21 protein-coding genes are annotated in these 18,747 nt (G+C 50.8%); 6 read left to right on the forward strand and 15 right to left on the reverse strand.

The window, feature by feature from the left end; all coding sequences use genetic code 11:
- Positions 1-153: 153 nt before the first annotated feature.
- The 3 genes from NT073_RS19570 to NT073_RS19580 form a co-directional block, all read right to left on the reverse strand.
- Entirely contained in the window at positions 154-444 is a 291-nt protein-coding gene (locus NT073_RS19570; RefSeq protein ID WP_297376770.1) for a hypothetical protein, read from the reverse strand.
- 155 nt (positions 445-599) lie between these two features.
- Positions 600-1,310, reverse strand: coding sequence for a DUF2461 domain-containing protein (locus tag NT073_RS19575; protein WP_297376772.1), 711 nt, complete (start codon positions 1,308-1,310; stop codon positions 600-602).
- A 72-nt stretch (positions 1,311-1,382) separates the two neighbouring features.
- Positions 1,383-2,318, reverse strand: a complete 936-nt coding sequence (locus NT073_RS19580; protein WP_297376774.1) for an AraC family transcriptional regulator — start codon at positions 2,316-2,318, stop codon at positions 1,383-1,385.
- A gap of 116 nt (positions 2,319-2,434) precedes the next feature.
- Between NT073_RS19580 and NT073_RS19585 the strand changes: the two genes are divergently transcribed.
- The 6 genes from NT073_RS19585 to NT073_RS19610 all read left to right on the forward strand — a co-directional run bounded on the left by NT073_RS19585 (position 2,435) and on the right by NT073_RS19610 (position 5,796).
- The gene (locus NT073_RS19585; RefSeq protein WP_297376776.1) at positions 2,435-3,949 is read left to right on the forward strand and encodes an aldehyde dehydrogenase family protein; all 1,515 of its coding nucleotides are present in this window, start codon (positions 2,435-2,437) and stop codon (positions 3,947-3,949) included.
- Positions 3,950-4,064: 115 nt separating this feature from the next.
- Complete coding sequence (locus NT073_RS19590) at positions 4,065-4,370, forward strand: EthD family reductase (RefSeq protein WP_297376778.1); 306 nt, start codon at positions 4,065-4,067, stop codon at positions 4,368-4,370.
- A gap of 23 nt (positions 4,371-4,393) precedes the next feature.
- Positions 4,394-4,783, forward strand: a complete 390-nt coding sequence (locus NT073_RS19595) for a DUF779 domain-containing protein (protein WP_297376780.1) — start codon at positions 4,394-4,396, stop codon at positions 4,781-4,783.
- A 145-nt stretch (positions 4,784-4,928) separates the two neighbouring features.
- The gene (locus NT073_RS19600) at positions 4,929-5,363 is read left to right on the forward strand and encodes a DoxX family protein (RefSeq protein WP_297376782.1); all 435 of its coding nucleotides are present in this window, start codon (positions 4,929-4,931) and stop codon (positions 5,361-5,363) included.
- Between the two features lie 35 nt (positions 5,364-5,398).
- The gene (locus tag NT073_RS19605) at positions 5,399-5,593 is read left to right on the forward strand and encodes a hypothetical protein (protein ID WP_297376784.1); all 195 of its coding nucleotides are present in this window, start codon (positions 5,399-5,401) and stop codon (positions 5,591-5,593) included.
- 20 nt (positions 5,594-5,613) lie between these two features.
- The gene (locus NT073_RS19610; protein ID WP_297376785.1) at positions 5,614-5,796 is read left to right on the forward strand and encodes a hypothetical protein; all 183 of its coding nucleotides are present in this window, start codon (positions 5,614-5,616) and stop codon (positions 5,794-5,796) included.
- 36 nt (positions 5,797-5,832) lie between these two features.
- On the opposite strand, the gene NT073_RS19615 is transcribed toward NT073_RS19610, so the two are convergent.
- The 12 genes from NT073_RS19615 to NT073_RS19670 form a co-directional block, all read right to left on the reverse strand.
- On the reverse strand, positions 5,833-6,885 hold the full coding sequence (locus NT073_RS19615; RefSeq protein ID WP_297376788.1) for a spore photoproduct lyase family protein: 1,053 nt from the start codon (positions 6,883-6,885) through the stop codon (positions 5,833-5,835).
- 150 nt (positions 6,886-7,035) lie between these two features.
- Positions 7,036-7,860, reverse strand: coding sequence for an ATP-binding cassette domain-containing protein (locus NT073_RS19620; RefSeq protein WP_297376789.1), 825 nt, complete (start codon positions 7,858-7,860; stop codon positions 7,036-7,038).
- Positions 7,857-8,522, reverse strand: coding sequence for a molybdate ABC transporter permease subunit (modB, locus tag NT073_RS19625; RefSeq protein ID WP_297376791.1), 666 nt, complete (start codon positions 8,520-8,522; stop codon positions 7,857-7,859). The genes NT073_RS19620 and modB overlap by 4 nt, the downstream gene beginning before the upstream one ends.
- Positions 8,523-8,533: 11 nt before the next feature.
- Positions 8,534-9,277: a molybdate ABC transporter substrate-binding protein gene (gene modA / locus NT073_RS19630; RefSeq protein ID WP_297376793.1), complete on the reverse strand. Its 744-nt coding sequence runs from the start codon at positions 9,275-9,277 to the stop codon at positions 8,534-8,536.
- A 15-nt stretch (positions 9,278-9,292) separates the two neighbouring features.
- On the reverse strand, positions 9,293-9,772 hold the full coding sequence (locus NT073_RS19635; protein ID WP_297376795.1) for a molybdopterin-dependent oxidoreductase: 480 nt from the start codon (positions 9,770-9,772) through the stop codon (positions 9,293-9,295).
- A 139-nt stretch (positions 9,773-9,911) separates the two neighbouring features.
- Entirely contained in the window at positions 9,912-11,192 is a 1,281-nt protein-coding gene (locus NT073_RS19640; protein ID WP_297376797.1) for an ATP-binding protein, read from the reverse strand.
- Complete coding sequence (locus NT073_RS19645; protein WP_297376799.1) at positions 11,189-12,559, reverse strand: sigma-54 dependent transcriptional regulator; 1,371 nt, start codon at positions 12,557-12,559, stop codon at positions 11,189-11,191. Before NT073_RS19645 ends, NT073_RS19640 begins: the two co-directional genes overlap by 4 nt.
- Positions 12,560-12,677: 118 nt before the next feature.
- On the reverse strand, positions 12,678-13,832 hold the full coding sequence (locus NT073_RS19650) for an ABC transporter permease (protein WP_297376800.1): 1,155 nt from the start codon (positions 13,830-13,832) through the stop codon (positions 12,678-12,680).
- Between the two features lie 5 nt (positions 13,833-13,837).
- Positions 13,838-15,085 carry an ABC transporter permease gene (locus NT073_RS19655; RefSeq protein WP_297376802.1) on the reverse strand — a complete coding sequence of 416 codons (1,248 nt, stop codon included), beginning with the start codon at positions 15,083-15,085 and terminating at the stop codon, positions 13,838-13,840.
- Between the two features lie 104 nt (positions 15,086-15,189).
- Positions 15,190-15,852 carry an ABC transporter ATP-binding protein gene (locus tag NT073_RS19660; protein WP_297376804.1) on the reverse strand — a complete coding sequence of 221 codons (663 nt, stop codon included), beginning with the start codon at positions 15,850-15,852 and terminating at the stop codon, positions 15,190-15,192.
- A gap of 91 nt (positions 15,853-15,943) precedes the next feature.
- Entirely contained in the window at positions 15,944-17,431 is a 1,488-nt protein-coding gene (locus tag NT073_RS19665; RefSeq protein ID WP_297376805.1) for a TolC family protein, read from the reverse strand.
- Positions 17,432-17,443: 12 nt separating this feature from the next.
- Positions 17,444-18,703: an efflux RND transporter periplasmic adaptor subunit gene (locus tag NT073_RS19670; protein WP_297376807.1), complete on the reverse strand. Its 1,260-nt coding sequence runs from the start codon at positions 18,701-18,703 to the stop codon at positions 17,444-17,446.
- Positions 18,704-18,747: the final 44 nt, after the last annotated feature.

Genomic DNA, 18,747 nt, shown 5'->3' on the forward strand with positions numbered 1-18,747 from the left:
CTAGTTTTTACCGTCGACCTCAATCACATGTTAAGCGCACACAACACGGATGCTACTTGCAGAATAGCGTAATTTTATTTTGCTGGAACCAGTTTTACGCATTCCCCTGAACAAGCTATTACCAGCTCATGCCGGCCCAAAAGCAATAACTCACTAGCTGCCAGCCAGTGGTGAACCGAAGATGCCGACCGCTAATTCTACCCAGATCAGGGCTAGCATTAGCAGTATCACGCTACAGATAGCAATGCGGTAATCAAACCGCTTTACCCTCCTCAGGACAAACTCACAAACTAGACCCGTACCGAGCAGCAGGACACCAGCCACAATGAAATCGAACAGACTCCAGTTCACCTCGTTGGTAAATTGCATCGCAATAAGAGGTACAGATAAGAGTAATGCTACGGTGAGCACAATGCCGGTCAGTCGTTTGTTTTGCGTAAGCATAGTTGTGGTTGTTTATGATTAAAAGTTGACTCAGCAAACGTACTATAAAGTACTTTGAATTACAAAGTATATTACTAAAAGAATTAGGGAAGCTCGTTTTTCATAAACTTCACGGGTGCTCCCAGTCGCTGTAAATGATTGTCCGTTACCCTCCCTTACAACGTCACAGACTCTTCTTTCTCATCGAAGAATAGATAGTTCAACAAATCGCAGTAGGGCTTGATGATACGGCAGCCACGTACGACTTCGTCGGCGAAGTTGGGCTTGAGGACTTCCTTATCAGTGTAGCGGTGCAGGAAGAACAGCTCTTTCCGGCGGAGCAGGTCAATTTCGGGATGGTCGGCGGAGTAGCCTTTGGGCGACGTTTTCATCGACTCGCCCGAGGCCTCCGGGAAATAGGCCTTAAATTCAGGAGCCTCAATAATATCCTTTAACTCCTGCACATTATAATCAATCTCCTGCCGAAACTTGGCGAGGTTGGCGGGCGTCGGTTGCCACATGCCCGCCCCCAGAAACGACTGATTGCCGGGCTGGATATGGACGTAATAATCTATCCGGCCCGACTGTCGTCCGCCGGGACCGATGGCAAACGCCAGATTTGATTTGTACGGGGCTTTGTCTTTGGAAAAACGGATATCGCGGTTGATACGGAAGATGCAGTCTTTGACAGCCGTATTGGCCAGCGGTTCAAACGGACTCAGGCCCGTGAGCACTCGTTCCACCACTCCCATTAGTTCGGCTTTCGCGGCATCGTACCGTGGCCGATTGGCGTGAAACCACTCCCGATTGTTGTTTTCAACGAGTTCGCGCATGAACTCAAGCGTAGGCGCGGTGAAGGTAGCCTTTGAAGAAGTCTTTGTTGTCATAACTACCCAAAGATACGGAATGAAACAGGATGTTGGTGAATAGGGAGAGGAGTGCGCACTCCTCTCCTACACTTAGTTTAGCCCGGCAAGCTGCCGCTTGAAGTCGCGGGGGCAGATATGCTCTACAGACCGGAAAGCATTGCTGAAGTGCGTCACGCTGTTGAAACCCGATTCATAACAGGCATCCGTCACGCTTTTGGCCGGATCGCTCAGGATGGCTTTGGCCCGACGGATACGTTCGGCTAGAATAAACTGCGCGGGCGAAATACCCAGTTCGCTTTTGAAAAGCCGGAAAAAGTGAGATTGCGACAGACAGGCTTTGTCGCTCAACTCATCAATCGACAAGTTGCGGGTGATGTTATCCCGAATGTACGATACGATATAAGCCAGTCGGTTGGTCGTAATATGCTGGCTGGTTTGATGCAGTAGTCCCGTCCGCACCTGGGTTTGCGACAGCCGGACGATCAACTCACGAAGGGTATTCTTGATAAAGAAAGTCTTGAAGGGGTTATTTTCCCGAAACAGGCGAATTAGCTTATCAGTCAGCGAACTGATTTCGGGGTCATTTTGCAGCAGGTAATTATCGGTATTGAGTTGCCACTCATCGACTAATTCAACACGGGGTACCTCTTCGTTAAGTTCAGCAATGGTTTCGCGGATGAACTCGTCCGAAATCGTAAGTGCCAGACAGCGCGTGGGATCATGGGTGGTCGCATCGGGGAAATCAATCTGCATCAGGCGATCCGAAGGTAATAATAAGGACTCACCGGGTTGGTAGTTGAAGGGTTCCAACTCCCGAAGGTGCATCACCTTCCGACCACTCAGCATACTGGTCATAACGGGTGCATTGAATCGAAGCTGAATAAGTTGGGCCTGTTGAAATGTTTCGTAAAGGTGCAGTTCGGCCGCATCATGACTCAACGTCAGCTTGTTTTCGACCAGTGTGTCAAGTCTGGCTCCCCACGCACTTACTGCTTCGTTGGTCGCCAATTTCCCTATTTTTTTCATACGACTCAATGATGGGAGGATTTCGTAAGTATTTGAGAGGATAACGCAAAAATACTTGGACAATTTCGGCAAAATTTGTGAAGAAGCTAATTAATTACATTAAATCCTTTCCAAACATGCAAACTGCTGAAGCGCCGAGCAAGATTATGCCCCGGCCCATGTTCAAAACTCAATACGAAAATTATATAGGCGGCAAGTGGGTACCACCCATCGGGGGCGAATATTTCGACAACCAATCGCCGGTCGATGGCAGCCTGATCGCCAAGATGCCCCGCTCGAAAGCGGCCGACGTTGATCTGGCCGTTGCCGCTGCCCAAAAAGCGTTCGAAACCTGGAGCAAAACGTCGGCTACTGAACGGAGTAAGGTACTGCTTCAGATTGCCGACGTGATCGAGCAGAATCTGGAATTTCTGGCACGGGTTGAAACAGTTGAGAATGGTAAAGCCCTCCGCGAAACGATGGCCGCCGATCTACCGCTCTGCGTCGATCACTTCCGCTATTTTGCGGGCGTAATCCGTGCCGAAGAAGGATCGGCAACTGAGCTAAATGCCGATACCCTGTCGCTGATCATTAAAGAACCAATTGGCATTGTCGGCCAGATCATTCCCTGGAACTTCCCGCTGCTGATGGCGACCTGGAAACTGGCTCCGGCACTAGCTGCAGGTTGCTGCGTGGTCATCAAACCAGCCGAGCAAACCCCCACCTCGCTGGCGGTATTGTTCGAACTGCTGGAGGGCATTGTTCCGGCGGGCGTGGTCAATATCATCCAGGGTTTCGGCCCCGAAGCCGGTAAGCCGCTGGCCCAGCATAAAGGCATCAACAAAGTGGCCTTCACGGGTGAAACCACCACCGGCCGCCTGATCATGCAGTATGCATCGGAAAACCTGAATCCGGTTACGATGGAGTTGGGTGGCAAATCGCCAAACATCTTCATGAAATCCGTTGGTGATGCCGATGACGAGTTCTTCGACAAATGCGTAGAAGGTGCGGTGATGTTTGCTCTCAACCAGGGCGAAATCTGCACCTGCCCCTCACGTTTGCTGGTTCACGAAGACATCTACGATAAGTTTATAGAGCGGGTCATTGCCCGAACCAAAGCCATCAAACTCGGTCACCCACTCGACCCGGAAACCATGATGGGTGCGCAGGCCAGCAACGATCAGTACGAGAAAATTCTGTCGTACATTGACATTGGCAAGCAGGAAGGCGCTGAAGTCCTAACGGGTGGCGGTCCGGCCGATAGCGTAGAAGGAGGCTATTACATTCAGCCGACTATCTTCAAAGGACACAACAAAATGCGCATTTTCCAGGAAGAAATCTTCGGTCCTGTCCTGTCGGTGACGACCTTCAAAGATGCCGACGAAGCAGTAGCCATTGCCAACGACACGTTATATGGTTTGGGTGCCGGTTTCTGGTCCCGCGATGCGCATGAGCTGTACACAATTCCCCGGCAGATTCAGGCTGGTCGTGTGTGGGTAAACTGCTACCACGATTATCCGGCACACGCACCGTTTGGCGGGTACAAGAAGTCGGGCTTTGGCCGGGAGAACCACCTAATGATGCTGAACCACTATCGCCAGGTAAAAAACCTGCTGATCTCGTATAGCAAAAACAAACTTGGTTTCTTCTGATAAAGAGTGAAAGAGCGAAAGAGTGATAGAGCGCAAAGCTGGAATATACTTGCTTTCGCTCTTTCACTCTTTTGCTCTTTCGCCATTTACTATTTCACTTTTTTACTCATCTCCTATGGTTCGCTTAACCGTTCTTTACCCAAAAACAGAAAATAGTCAGTTCGATCTGACGTATTACCTGGAGAAACATATCCCGCTCGTGAAAGAGCGGCTAACGCCGTTTGGCCTCACAGGGGTTGATATGAACGAAGCGATAACGGGTGGTGAAGCACTGCCTCCTTACGCTATGATTACCTTCCTGGCCTTTAACACAACCGACGAGTTGGAAAAAGGCATGGGAACGCACGGTGCCGAACTGCTGGGCGACATCCCTAACTTTACGGATGTACAACCTCTGACCCAGGTAGTTCAGGTACGCTGAACTCTTGTCAACAATTTCCCTTTATGACGACTCAAACAACTTTCCGCGTTGATGTTACGCCTGCTGCATCCGACGTCATTGCCAAACTCAAGGCTGAGAATGGGCCGCTGATGTTTCACCAAAGCGGTGGGTGTTGCGACGGTTCTTCGCCAATGTGTTACGAGGACGGCGAATTTATTATCGGCTCGTCGGACGTATTACTGGGGCAGATTGAAGGGTGTAATTTCTGGATGTCGAGCGATCAGTTCGAGTATTGGCAGCATACGCACCTGACCATCGACGTAACCCCTGGTCGGGGAGCCAGTTTCTCCCTCGAAATTCCGATGGGCGTCCGCTTTATGATCCGCTCGCGCCTGTTCGAACCCGATGAAGCCGAACACCTGGCACCGGTACATGTCGGACCATTGGACTAAGAGTAAGTTTAGGCTGGGTTTGGGTATAGCTGGCGCGGGTATTTACCGCACACCGCGCCAGCTATACCCAAACCCTTAATAACCCCTTGACAATCAGATTCATTTAGCTTATATTCGGTTCGTATTAACTAAACCGCTTACAGCTATGAACATGTTGAATCGCGTTGAACACTGGGGCGACACGCATCACCCCGCGTGGACAGATGGTTTGCGGATTGTGTTAGGGATCATTCTCTTTCTGAAAGGCGTAAGTTTCATTAGCGACACGGCCTACCTCAACAATCTGGTGGGCGGTCTTCACTTCGGCCTTTTGCCGGTTATTCTTGTGCATTACGTGGCTTTTGCCCATTTGATGGGCGGATTTCTGATCGCACTTGGCTGCATGACCCGCCTGATGGTTATTCTTCAGTTGCCTATTCTGGTTGGGGCACTGTTCTTCGTCAATATCCGCCAGGGCTTCTCGCCCATGAATTCGGAACTGTGGCTTTCGGTCATTGTTCTATTGCTCTTGCTTGTGTTTCTGGTACTGGGTTCCGGACGGTTTTCGATGGACGAATACGTCAAACAAAACGCCCGCTGACCGGTTTTGCTGCCACAACTAAACCAAACAACGTTATGGCAGACAAGACCCTGGAAAAAGTCGAAGAATCGTACGAAGGCCAGCGCATTACGGATAATCAGGACAACGGCACTGGTCACGGTGAGAAAGGAAACGGCCGTAGTTCAACATCGCACAAGAGCTCGTCGAAAGGCAGCCGCAGTGCGGGTGGTTCAACCGGCGGTAGCAAAGGTGGCAGTAAGACAAACTAAAACCTCAACTCACTGCCGTTATGAATCTGTTTATCAAGTACTATTCGCCACAGATTGGTGGGGCCAATAGCTCGAAGAACCAGAAAGAAGAAGGCAAGGCCGGTAAAAGTGGCAGCCATCAACGGTCGACAAAAAAGACGACGGAGAAGAACGATCCGGATAAAGATGAGAATACGAAAAAGAACGCTAACAGCGTCGATTGATCAACAGGAAGGCCCGTTACTAACGGGCCTTCTGCATTAGAATATATAGCGAATCTCGCACCAGGGAATTTCGTCGTGGACCATATCCTCAAAAACGGCAATCATTTTGCGTTTCAATTGGTGCTCGTACCGGATGTTCCATCCGCCGAACTGGCTCACTTTACTCTCCTGCAATTCGGGTACCCAAAGCAACTCTTCGGCCTTGGGATTAATGGCCAGATTGGCCTGATGCTGCCGCTGGTTATGCGTTAAAAAGATAACCTCACATTTCAGCTGCTCCCGCACTTCCGGTCTAAGTGAAGCGTCGAGCTGGCGGAACAACTCCCGGTAATCGTTTCGCCACGCTTTTTTATCGCCATCCGGACCGCTATACACGATGACGGGCGAGAAATTAACGTGCACCTCATAGCCTGCTTCGTAAAAGTCATTGATAGCTGAGATGCGCTTCTCAATCGAGTCGGTCCGCACATCAACCAGCTTGCTGACGTGGGTGGGCATCAGACTGAACCGAATTCGTATTTTCCGCTTCGGGTCGAAATCGAGCATAGACGGGTTTACGAACTTCGTAGCGAAGGTGGCTTTAGCTTTTGGGTGATCGCGGTAAAATTCGAACACTTGCTGAATACTTGGCGTCAGGTCGTAATCAACCGAAATGTCGGAGTTACAGCCGATGTCGTACGTCCAAAACGTCGCGTCGGTTTGGTTTATGGGTTTGGGCCAGGCCAGGGAGTTGACATGGGCGTCGATGCTCGCCAGATTTTCGTCGATGTTGGTAAAGAGCGTAATGGGGTTCACGTTCTTGTGCCGGTCTACATAGCAATAGGTACAGGCCCCAAAGCAGCCATTGGCCAGACTTGGCGCAATATAATCCGAACTCCGGCCACTCCACTTAATGTCCTGCGTTTTGAGTTTCCCCAGCACCAGCACATCGGATTTCACCTTGAAATGGTTCATCCCCAACTCCGGCAGTCGGTTATGCTGCTTCACTTCGAGCGTCTCGGCCTGTGGAAATTGCGACAGAACCGCTTTGCCCCTATCGTTGAGTGCGTCGGCCGTATACAGGATTATTGACGGATTGAAATCGGGCATAAAATGCGTTTGCAGATGTAACTAATTAACAGTCAGAAGGGGGGTTTGGTTCAGAGCAATAAGATCACAACTACCTCATAAGCAGATAGTTAATTATATTTTTTGTCTTATTTAATTGTATAGATTACAGATGGTTTTTAGTATCACTTATCACATCACCGTCCCCGCCACCTGAATCATATCTCCTACTTTCCACTGTTTCCAGACCGGATTGGTGGAGCGCAGTTGGGTGGTGGCCGTTTCGATTACCCATACCTGACGCTGTTCATCGAACGTAATAGCCAGTATCGGCTCAATCACTGGCGAAACAGGCGTAAGTTCGCTTCGGAGCCGATCAGTCTGAACGCGCCCCTGAACCAGTTGAACGACCCGATCAGCCAGGGCCTCAACATCGGCATCGTGGTGGCTGACCAGCAGGGTTGTTGTGCCCCAGCGTTTGTGTAACTCAAGCAGGACCTGCCGAAGCTGTTCACCCGAACCGGCATCCAGGGCGGCAAACGGCTCATCGAGCAGTAAGAGTTTTGGCTGGCGAACGAGGGCGCGGGCGAGGGCTACCCGCTCACGCTGCCCACCCGATAAGGCTGCGGGCTTTGTGTGGGTAAAGGCATCCAGTCCCGTTGCCCTGATCAACTCCTGCCCGAAATCGCGCTGGCCTTTCGGAGCTGCAAACTCAATATTTTCCAGAACAGTCAGGTTGGGAAACAGGGCCGTATCCTGAAATACAAATCCGATGGACCGCTGCTGCGGAGGCCGATTTATTCGTTTGTCTGTATCAAGCCACGGCTCACCATCGACGGAAATTCGACCCGATTGCGGATTTTCCAGTCCAGCCAGTAAGCGCAAAAAGGTTGTTTTCCCGGAACCGGACGGCCCGATCAGCGCGGTGAGGGTGCCGGGTTGCAAGCTAAGGCTGACCTGCAGATCGCGGGTACCTTCGGTAAACAGGCGCGGCATGACAACGTCGATATCTATCATACCGTTACGCGTTTATTGATGGCGTACACGAGCAAAAGTATCGCGAACGAAAGGCCCAGCAAGAGAGCCGCATAGGCGTGGGCCGTCTCGAAATGAAGCTGCTCCACTTCGTCGTAAATAGCAATGGAAGCCACCCGCGTTTGCCCTGGCAAATTCCCGCCAATCATCAAAACCAGCCCAAATTCACCAATAGTATGCGCGAAAGTCAGGACAATTCCGGTCAGCAAGGCAGGTTTGCAGTTGGGTAGCAACACCCGCCAGAACGTTCGTGTGGGCGATTGACCCAGCGTATAAGCCGCTTCCCGCCACGAAACGGGCAGATTTTCGAGCCCCGCCTGAATGGGATGAACCATAAACGGCAAACTATACAACAGCGAGGCCACAACCAGTCCCTCAAACGAAAAGACAAGCTGCACATCAACCGTTTTCAATAGCCAGGCCCCTAGCCCACTGGTCGGGCTGAAAGCCAGCAACAGGTAAAAGCCAACCACAGAAGGCGGCAAAACCAACGGCAGGCTAATGAGGGCTTCGACAACGGGCTTGAGTCGAAAGCGGCTAAGTGCCAGCCATCCGGCCAGCGGCACGCCGATCAGGAGGAGTAAAACGGTGGTGATTCCCGCAAGGTGCAGGGTTAGCCATATGGGTTCCCAGTCAATGGGCATGAGCAACAAAATCAGGAAGCGGGTGAACGGTAGCCAAACTGCTGCAAAATACGGCGGGCATCCGGACTACGCAAAAACGCAACGAACTGCCGGGCGGCTTTTTCCTGACTCGTTCGTTTCAGAATCACCACACCCTGTGCGATGGGCGAATAGCCCGTTTGCGGCAAATCGACCCAGCGCCCTTTCTTATTCAAGCTGGGGTCAAGTACCACCGACTTGGCCGTAAACCCTACCTCGGCTGCGCCCGATAAGACGTATTGATTAACCTGCGCGATGCTTTCGCCGTAGACCAGTTTGGGCTTCACTTTATCCAGTAGCTTTATATGGGTCAGGTACGCAATGGCCGCTTCGCCGTAGGGTGCTGTACTCGGATTAGCAATAGCCACGTGCCGGACAGACGCATCCATTAACGCCTTAAGATCAGCAGTTATTGGCAACTTACCCGTTGTCCAAAGCACCAACGACCCGTAGGCATAAACCACCGGAGCGTCGACCGTTAGGCCCGCTTTGTGCAGTGTTTGCGGGTACTGCATATCCGCCGACAGAAACACATCGTAGGGCGCTCCCTGCTGAATCTGGGTGGTGAGTTTGCCGGACGAATTGACAATCGTTTCCAGTTCAATACCCGTTTTTTTCTTATAGGCCGTCTTCAACTGCTCCATCACAAACTGGGCATTGGCCGCCACTGCAATGCGGAGCGTTTGCGCCAGCAGGGTAACCGGACAGAGCAGCAGACACAGAATTAGTTTTTTCATACGTAGATCGGGGACTTAGTTGGCCACCTTCACTTCAATTGATTTTACATCTCGAATCCATCGGGCGGGCTTTTTCTCATCGGGGACGATTACCCGATACGGCCCGACACCCGGTACCAATGGCTTTCCATCAACACTATCAGCCAGTAAAATAACCCGGGTGGCAAATTCGGGATCGAGTTCAGGAAGGGCAAAGACGACTTCGTAACCATCTCCGGCTTTTACGAGAACGTATTTCGTAAGGTTTTTACCACGCAGCTCCCCTCCCAACGTCGTTCCGGCCTGTTTGAGCAGGCCGACCAGCGAGACGCCCGAATAGCGATGTTCGGTACCATCTTTGTCCTTTGCCGAAACGTCCGAATGCGGCAACCCCTTCAGGTCAGCGGCCTGCAAGGTCAGCGGTTTCGTTACCTGACCGGAGATGGTCAATACGGTTGCGCCTGTCCGCTGCCCGCTGCCAGACCGATCAATGTAATCAGGACCATACCTATCCACAAGGTAGCCATGCGTGATGTCTGCTGACCCATACCTAACGTTTCATGCGTAGAAATGACGTATCGTTATTTTCACACAAACATAACGCATATTTCACTATGGCGCAAGGCATGAGCCAACGTGGCCCGGCCGTGCGCCATCACATAAACTCAATTCGAAATTCGGTCCAGCCTGTCTCGTTAGTTTTGAGCGAAAAGGGGAACTGATGACTGAGAAGGATTTCCCGTGTGAGCGTCAGACCGATGCCCTGCCCTTCGGGCTTCGTACTGTAGAACGGGTTGAACAGATTGGGCGCTACGTCGTTGTGGATGGGTTGCCCATCGTCGCGGATCAGGAGATAAGCGGGGGTGTCGATAACCTCAACGTGCTGTCCGGCCTCGCAGGCATCCAGAGCGTTTTTGATGATGTTGATCAGCACCTGCTCCATCTGTTCGGTGTCGATAAGCTGCCTGTTTACCAAAACAGACATACATGTTAGGGCGACACCCCTGCCCGACGCCTGTGGCTGTAGCAATTGCACAACATTACGCACTAGTTCGTTTACATCGACCGACCGTTTCTGCGGTTGAGGTAGCCGGACAACCTCGGCAAATCGACTCATGAATCGATTCAGACGGTTATTCCGCTCAATGGCGACCGTGATTGCGTGCTTTACATCCGGCTCGTTAACGTAAGACGTGGTTACGTCGAGGATGGAGTTGACCGCGCCAATGGAGTTATTGACTTCGTGCGCCATCATGCGAATCACTTTACTGTACGATTTTCGCTCGGAAGCCAGGATTTCGGGGGTTAGTTCTTCAATGATGAGAAACGACCGCCGAAAGCCGCGATCCATGAAGTTGGAACGGAGTACTTTGAATGTTTCAATGCCATTCGGCTTCATAACCCGCGATTGACCGTCTTCCAGATCGGCCATCTGGGCCAGCAGGGAAAACCCAATATCCGTAAGTGGTTTTCCAACCACCTGATCGGGCAGAACCGATAAAAGTTGGCTTGCGCGGGGGTTGATGGACGCAATATTCCCATCGAAATCAAAGATCAGGATGGCGATGGGGGCTGCTTCAACCAGCTTGTTCAGGAAGAACTGTTGCTCGACCTGCCGTGTACGCTCCTGTCGAAGCTGGTCGATCATGAGGTTGTAGACGGTAACGAGTTCATCGACTTCCTGATTACCGGTTGGCACAAATTTGACCGTAAAATCCTTATCCCGGATGGCCTCGATCCCCGATGCGATAAACTCAGACGGTTGCTGAAATGCCCGATAGATACGCGTTGCCACGTAAGCGGAAAGCAGAATCAGAATTTCCGACGCGATGAACAGGAGTTTATTTTCGCGCAACTCCCAGCCAACCAGCCCCACAAGCACGAGGTGCAGTAAGGTGATGTAAATCAAGTAACGGGTTCGCAGGGGTAGCTTCATTCCTCCGTGGTGTAGGGAATGCCAAATTTCTCCAATCGGCGGTAGAGTGCAAAACGGGTGATGCCCAGCGCCCGGGCCACTTTGGCTACCCGGTTCTGATGAAACGCCATAGCCCGCTGTATCATCTGGTATTCCATTTCTTCCAGTGTCATAGTGCCCACGTCGGGCATAGCCCGCTGGGGTTGGGGAACAGCACCCGCCGTTAGATTTCGTTCGAAATCGTCCGGTTGTAACTCCTCATTTGCTGACAGCAGAACGCTGCGCTCGACTACGTTTTTCAACTGACGGATATTCCCCGGCAAGGCCAGATTTTTCAGCCACTTCTGGGCTGTCGAACTAACCTGCAAATCGGGGCGGCCGTAGATCGTTTTCAGGTTATTGACGAAATAGGTTACCAATAGCGGTATATCGCCGGGACGTTCGCGCAGGGCGGGAAGCCGCACGGAGATAAGGTTTATCCGATAAAACAGATCTTCCCGAAAGTGCCCTCTGCTCACCATCTCTTCCAGATTTCGGTTAGTGGCACAGATCACCCGTACATCTACGGTGCGGGACTTGCTGCTGCCCAGTGGCTCAAAGGTGCGGTCCTGCAACACCCGCAGGAGTTTCACCTGACTGGCGGGGTCAAGATCGCCGATTTCATCTAGAAAAATGGACCCCTTATTCGCCAGTTCGAAACGGCCAACCCGGTCGGTTCTGGCATCGGTAAAGGCACCCCGCACATGCCCGAACAGTTCGCTCTCAAACAGGGTGGCCGAGATGCCGCCCAGATTTACCTTCACGAATGGCTGGCGGTGTCGTCGGCTGTTCTGGTGAATGGCTTCGGCAATGAGTTCTTTGCCGGTACCACTTTCGCCGGTGATAAGCACGGGGGCATCCGTAGGTGCCACCCGCCCAACGGTCGTCAGGATGTCGAGCAAAGCGGGGTCTTCCCCAACGATATTATCAAATCGAAACTGCTGGTCGAGCTTCCGCCGATTGGGAGACGAAGGTGCTGTTTGCGCCAGATTCAACGCCGTTCGTACCGACTGCACGAGGTGGTCATTCTGCCAGGGTTTCGTAATAAAATCTTTCGCCCCCGCTTTCATTCCCTCCACGGCCAGGTCGATACTCCCCCAGCCCGTTATCAGAATGACCGGCACCTGAGGTATCTGCTCCCGAAGCTTACGCAATAAGCGAAGTCCATCATCGCCCGTTGTCGACACCGAAAAGTTCATGTCGAGCAAAATCAGTTCGGGCGTTTCCTGCTCCAGCACCTCGAACGTCTCGAAAGGTCCATCGGCCACGCGAACGGCGAATCCTTCTTTCCTGAAAAGCAGGGAAAGCGAAGTCTGGATGGCAATATCGTCGTCTATGATGAGGAGCATATTTTATTAATGAATAATGTAAAATGATTAATGCAAAATGAATACGGAGTTGTAGTTATGAATGGAATAGCGCCCACTTTACAGCCATCATTGTACATTATCCATTATTCATTTCCTCTTATTCTTCGTGTAATGCGGTTGCCGGTTGAATGTTTGCTGCCTGCCGACTTGGGAATAACGCACAGAGGGTAACAATTCCGTAGATGATCAGCATAGCGATCAGAATGGCCGTCACGTAGGTGCCCGCATTCACATCAAACACATTAAGCAGCGGAAACTGCGCGGCAAACAACAGCCCAATTAAAAGCGCGAAGGTAGCCAAAACCCATATTTCTCCGATGAACTGGATAGAGATTCCGTCAGCTGTAGCACCCAACGCCCGTCGTAAACCGATCTCACCCCTGCGTTTGGCGATACTCAGGTTCAACACGCCAAATAAACCGAGGGCCACGTTAATCAATAAAAAGCTACAGACGATCAGGGCAATGATAATGGGGACGAGTACGAGATTATGCTGATTTTTTCGCATATCGGTTAAGTAATCGACTTCGACACTCCAACCGGTCACCATGGCTGCAATGTCTTTTACAACCTTAGCTTCAAACGCAGCATCGGTTCCGGGTTTGACTTTAATCAGCATCGTGTCTACCCAGGTAGCATCTACTTTTGCCAATTCAAATACGGCAGGCTTATTCGACATAAATTCACCTTTTGCCTTGAAATTGTCGATCACACCAACCACTTTGAACCGATCGCCAATGATTTTGCCCATTGGGTTTTCATTCTCAAACAGTTCTTCCTTCGCATTCTGATTAATGACCACTGGCGTGTATTTACCGACACTATCGGCATTTCGGTACCAATGCCCAAGGGGGACTAAAATGTCGAGTGTTTTTGCAAAATTCTCATCGGTAGCATAAAAGTCGGCGAGTATTTTGCGCTTTTTGTACTCGATACCATTGTTCGTTTGACTTGACGAAAATGGAACGTTGCTACCCATTCGGGAAACCGACTCGACTTCGGAATAGGCCCTCAATCGTTGCTGGACCCGTTGTAATTTATCGGCAATTCCAACCGTATCCTGGTTAGCTTTCAGGCCAATCGCCCAGACGTTTTCATAGCCAAAACCCAACGGTTCTCTATAGTTTCGAACGTTCACAACAATTAGTGTTGCCAGTCCAAAAAGGACCATAAACGACGCCCAGATTTCTACGATCAGCAGAGAGTGCGTCTTCTTTTTATTCCAGATTAATTTAAATAGATGAGCGATCATATTGATTAAGATTTAAGGGCTTCGACAATCGTTAATTTTGACATTCGCAGGGCGGGTAATACCCCCGAGAGTAAGCCAAAAATCAAACAAACGAGTAAGCTGATTAAAAAGACGTTCAGATTGATTGTCAGATCGGCATAAGCAATCATACCACTGGTGTTGATCAACTGAATGACGATTGTTGTCAGGCCTAAAGCAATGATGCCACCAATTAGAGTAATGAAAATATTCTCGACGATAAACTGCCAAACGAGCGTTTGGACGGGTGCGCCAAAGGCTTTCCGAATACCGATTTCTGAGGCCCGCTCCATAATCCGGCTGACGTTGATATTCACCAGGTTGATAGCCGGCAAGCCCATTAACATGAATAGCACAAATATTATTACCCCAAAAAAAATAGTCGTTAAACCCGAGTTTCCCTCCAGAAGAGGTCCTAAAAAATTATCCAGATAAGGCTCGCTTTTCACCTCCAGTATTGAGTATTTAAACCCATCCTGTATACCGGGCAGTGGAATCCTGTCGATATGGCTCTGAAATTCCTCCTGAATGGCGGGTAAGTCAGCTTTGTCTTTTCCCAATATCATCGCTACGTAACCACCCCGCATCCCGGCGGCACGGTAATTACTTTTGGGCGCAGTATACGGAAAGAAAACATCGGCATACGTGAAGGGCCGGGTGAAGGGACTGGCTCTTACTACGCCTATAATTCTGTAATGAATATTTTCTATTTCAATATCCTTACCAATAACCGGTTCAGTCGCATTTTCAAAGTATTGCTTTTTCAAGTCGTCCGTAATCACGGCCACCTGGTCGCCATTGGTAATATTCTGTTCATTATAAGGTTTACCTTCCAGGAAGACAAAGTCTGTTACCTGCCAGAAATCAGCATCGGTAAATTTCGTGTTGAGTTTGATTTTCTGAGAACCTACGTATGCGTTCGAGCTATTGATAAACGTGGTAATCGTTACTCGCTCAGGCATTTTTAGCGATTTGGCATAGTCTGTCAGAAATTTAAAACTCATAGGGCCTGACATATTCGACGTCCGGCTCGAATCCTGCTGACGCATTTGCATAATATACAGCATCCGATCCCGCTTGTTTTCAGGATAATGGCTCCCGATCAGGTGGTCTAGAAATGAGGTCAACACCATCAGTACAGTCAATGTGAGGCTGATACCGAAGAGGGTGATGAAGGTGTAAAACGGATGCCGCAGCAACACCTTCCAGGCGATTTTTATGTAGTTCAGTAGCATGATTAAAGAGCGAAAGAGTGAATGAGCGAAAGAGTGGTTGACGAAAGAGTGAAAAAGTGGGTTGACGCGCCAACCGCTCTTTCACTCTTTTACGCTTTCGCTCTTTAAACTACCTGCGTGCCGTCGAAAAGGCGGATGAGCCGGTGGGTGCGTTTGGCCATTTGTTCATCGTGGGTAACCATGACGATGGTGGCGCCTTCGTTGTTGAGTTCCTGGAGGATAGTCATGATTTCGTTGCCCATGGCACTGTCGAGGTTACCTGTTGGTTCATCAGCCAGAATAATATGTGGGTTGCCGACAATGGCGCGGGCAATGGCCACGCGTTGCTTCTGCCCACCCGAAAGCTGCTTTGGGAAGTGCTTCATGCGGTTGCTGAGGCCTACTTTGGCGAGGGCTTCTTTGGCGTACTCCTGCCGGGGTTTCCCGTTCGTTGCCCGGTACAGCAGCGGAATCTCGACGTTATCGAGCACGGTCAGGTCGTTGATAAGGTGAAAGCTCTGAAAAATGAAGCCGATCTTCTGGTTGCGCAGTTTGGCAAGTTCCTTATCCGTGTATTTCATTACAGGCTGGCCGTCGAGTTGAACGGTTCCCTTTGAGGGCTCATCGAGAAGGCCCATTACATTCAGCAAGGTGCTCTTGCCACAACCCGAGGGCCCCATGATGGAGACGAACTCCCCTTTTTTGATGTCGAGGTTGATGTTGTTGAGCGCCAGCGTTTCGATAGTGCTGGTCCGGTAAACTTTTTCGATGTTCTGGAGGTGTATCATAATGACAATGAAGAATGAATAATGTAAAATGAAACGTACAAGTGTATCTGGATAGAACGTGTTAAATGAATGGTGATGGATTGTCTAGTATTCATTTTACCTTATCCATTACAATTATTTTTAGGTTCGTTTCAAAATCGTACAAGGTCAGCAGCCGAAGTGTATAATACGCCTGCCAGTAGTCCCGAAGGGCTAAAATGGCGTCGCGACGGGCGCGGTCTTTCTCCTGTGTAGCAATGCCCAGATCGGTTACGCTGAGGTCGCTGAGTTTGAACCGATCCTGCGCAATCTGGTAGCGGCTCTGGCCAATCTGGTCGGCTTTGGCCGTTAGCGTCACCTGCTGGCGAAGCATCTGCAGGAGCGTCACCTGGGTAAAAATCTCCTGCTCAAAGGTTAGTTTATCCTGCTCTACCGTTTGCTGGGCCAGTTCTCGGTTCGCCTTCGCCGTTTCGACAATGGCCTGCGCCCGGCCCCAGGTCATGATGGGGAGAGTAAACTGAAGGGCTACGTACTCCCGGTTTTGAGGGCGAACATAAATATCGCCAAAGTTCGGACCCTGATTCGAGAGGCCATAACCAGCCGTTAAGGTGGCATTGAGACCATTGTTTTTTCGGGCTTTTTCCAAATCTCGCTGGGCTTCCAGCAGCCTCCGCCGAAAACCGATAGCCGCCGACCGATTGGCAACCGCTTCGTCGATAGCCCGCTTCACATCTACTTCAAAGACCGGAATCTGATTCGGAATAGCCAATTCAAGCGGAGCCGACTGTCCTGAATTCTCATTTCGATAGCCGACAAACGTTTTCAGTCTCAGCGACGCTACAGCTGCTGTTTGCCGCGCCGAAGCAAGATCCTTTTCTGCGTTAAGCACGCTGAGTTGAAGCTGAAGCAGGTCGTTCTGCGAGATTTTGCCGAGGTCGAGTTTATGTAGGGCAATTCTGTAGAGGGTGTCGTTATTAGCGCGGTTGGTTTCGGCGATCTGAAGATTTACCTGGGCTACTAACAGGTCGAAGTACAGGGTCGTAGCCGACAGCGACACCTGTTCGAGCGATTCGATCAACTGCTGATTTCCCTCAGCGAACAACAGCGGCTGAATTTTCTTATCCCACCGCATGGGGTTGAACTGAAACAGCGGTTGAGCCAGACCGATCCCAAACGGGATACCATTATACAGCGTGTTATTCTGGATAAAATTGTCAAATCGTTGAATCTGTTTCTGGACGAAAATGGTCCCGCCCGTTGGGGCAATAGTCTGGCTGAGCGACAGATTCAGGATCGAGTTGTTATACGACACTGGCTCAAAGCGAATGTTCCCATCGGGCTGCGTCACCTGTATGTACGACCGCGTAAAGTTGGGCAGCGACCCGTCCAGGCTAAGCTGTGGCTTGAACTGTGCAAGAAACGAGCGGTAGGCCCAGATGTTGGTGCGCTGCTGGGTGTTGGCCCGCTTTGCCGCCACCGATTGGGATTGCGCCTGTTGAATAACGTCGGGCAGGGTGGTCAATTGAGCTGGTTGGGTTTGGGCGGACAGGTGATGAGCGACTAACAGCAAACTCATCAAGTAAAAGTAAAAGCGAGTCATAACCATCTGGATTTAGCGTTTGGGATCAATGGTAATTTCTTCCAGATTCTCATACTCGCTCAAATCCGTCAGAATGACCTGCTCGCCTGCCTGTAAGCCTGACTTTATCTCTACAAAATCGAAGTTCGACAAGCCAAGGCCCACCTCCCGGCGCTGCGCCACTTGGCTTCCTTTAGGAAGTACGAACACATATTGCTTCCGTTTGCCCTTGAAAGCGGGACCGTTGGCCACCCGAACCGCCTTTGCCACCCGGTCGGTGATGACGAATACCTCCACTTTCATATTGGGACGCAACGACGCGTGGTGGCTGTTGTCCAACTGAATGACGAACTGAACGATGCCGTTTTTCACAGCGGGTTTCACCTGCGTAATCAGGCCACGCAAACTGGTTTCGTTTACTTTGATGGTAACCGGCAACCCAACTTTTACCTGATCGGCGTACACATCCGAGCAAGATCCTTCGACCCGAAAACTCGCCAGATCGGCCAGTTTGGCCAGCATCTCCCCTTCGTTGACCGACGAACCAATATTTTCGTTTACCCAGGTCAGCACGCCCGGCCGGTCGACAATGATGTCGGCCTGTTTGAGTTTGTGGGTCAGTTCTTTCAGGTTTTTTTCTTCGATTTGGGCCTGTAGCGTCGTTTCCCGAAGGCTGGCGCTCATGGATTGCCGGTTGTAGGACAGGTCGTTTTCGAGTTGCTTCTTTTCCAGCTCGGCCACCCGAAGCGCGTTCTCAGCACGGGTTACATCTTCGCCGGTGCTCCCTCCCACTTTCTGCAAGCGTCGGGCCCCTTCCAGATCGGCCCGGAGCCGGTTGATGTTTAGCAATTTTATCTGGTCGTTCACTTCGGCATCGTACAGACTTTTGTTAAGTTTCATCCGTAACTGATCGATGCCGTTGCGCTTCAGGGCAAGTTGGTCATTCAGCTTCTCAAGTTCAATTTCGGTGAGTGACTTGTCGAGGTCCAGAATTGGCTGACCAGGTTTGACCGCCGTGCCGGGAGTGAGCAACACCCTACGGATACTGGCGCGAATGGGGCTGGTATAAATCTGTTCGTAAGCCGGAATAACTTCACCCGTAGCATTGAGTGAATTTTCGACGGGGCCGATTTCCGCTGTGGCGGTACGGATTTTGTTCGCTTCGACAGAGGTCTTGAGTGCATTTCGCGTCCAGGCAATCACCAGAGTCAGCGCAGCCACGATCGTTATCCCGACGACCCAGTTTCGGTTGCGGCCACGATTGGCAATTTCAGGAGCAAGTTCCTTATCCATTTTCTGTGCAGTTTCTCACAGATAGATAGCCAAACAGCGTGCCA

Origin of the sequence: Spirosoma sp., assembly GCF_026391055.1 — a bacterium.
GTDB lineage: Bacteria > Bacteroidota > Bacteroidia > Cytophagales > Spirosomataceae > Spirosoma.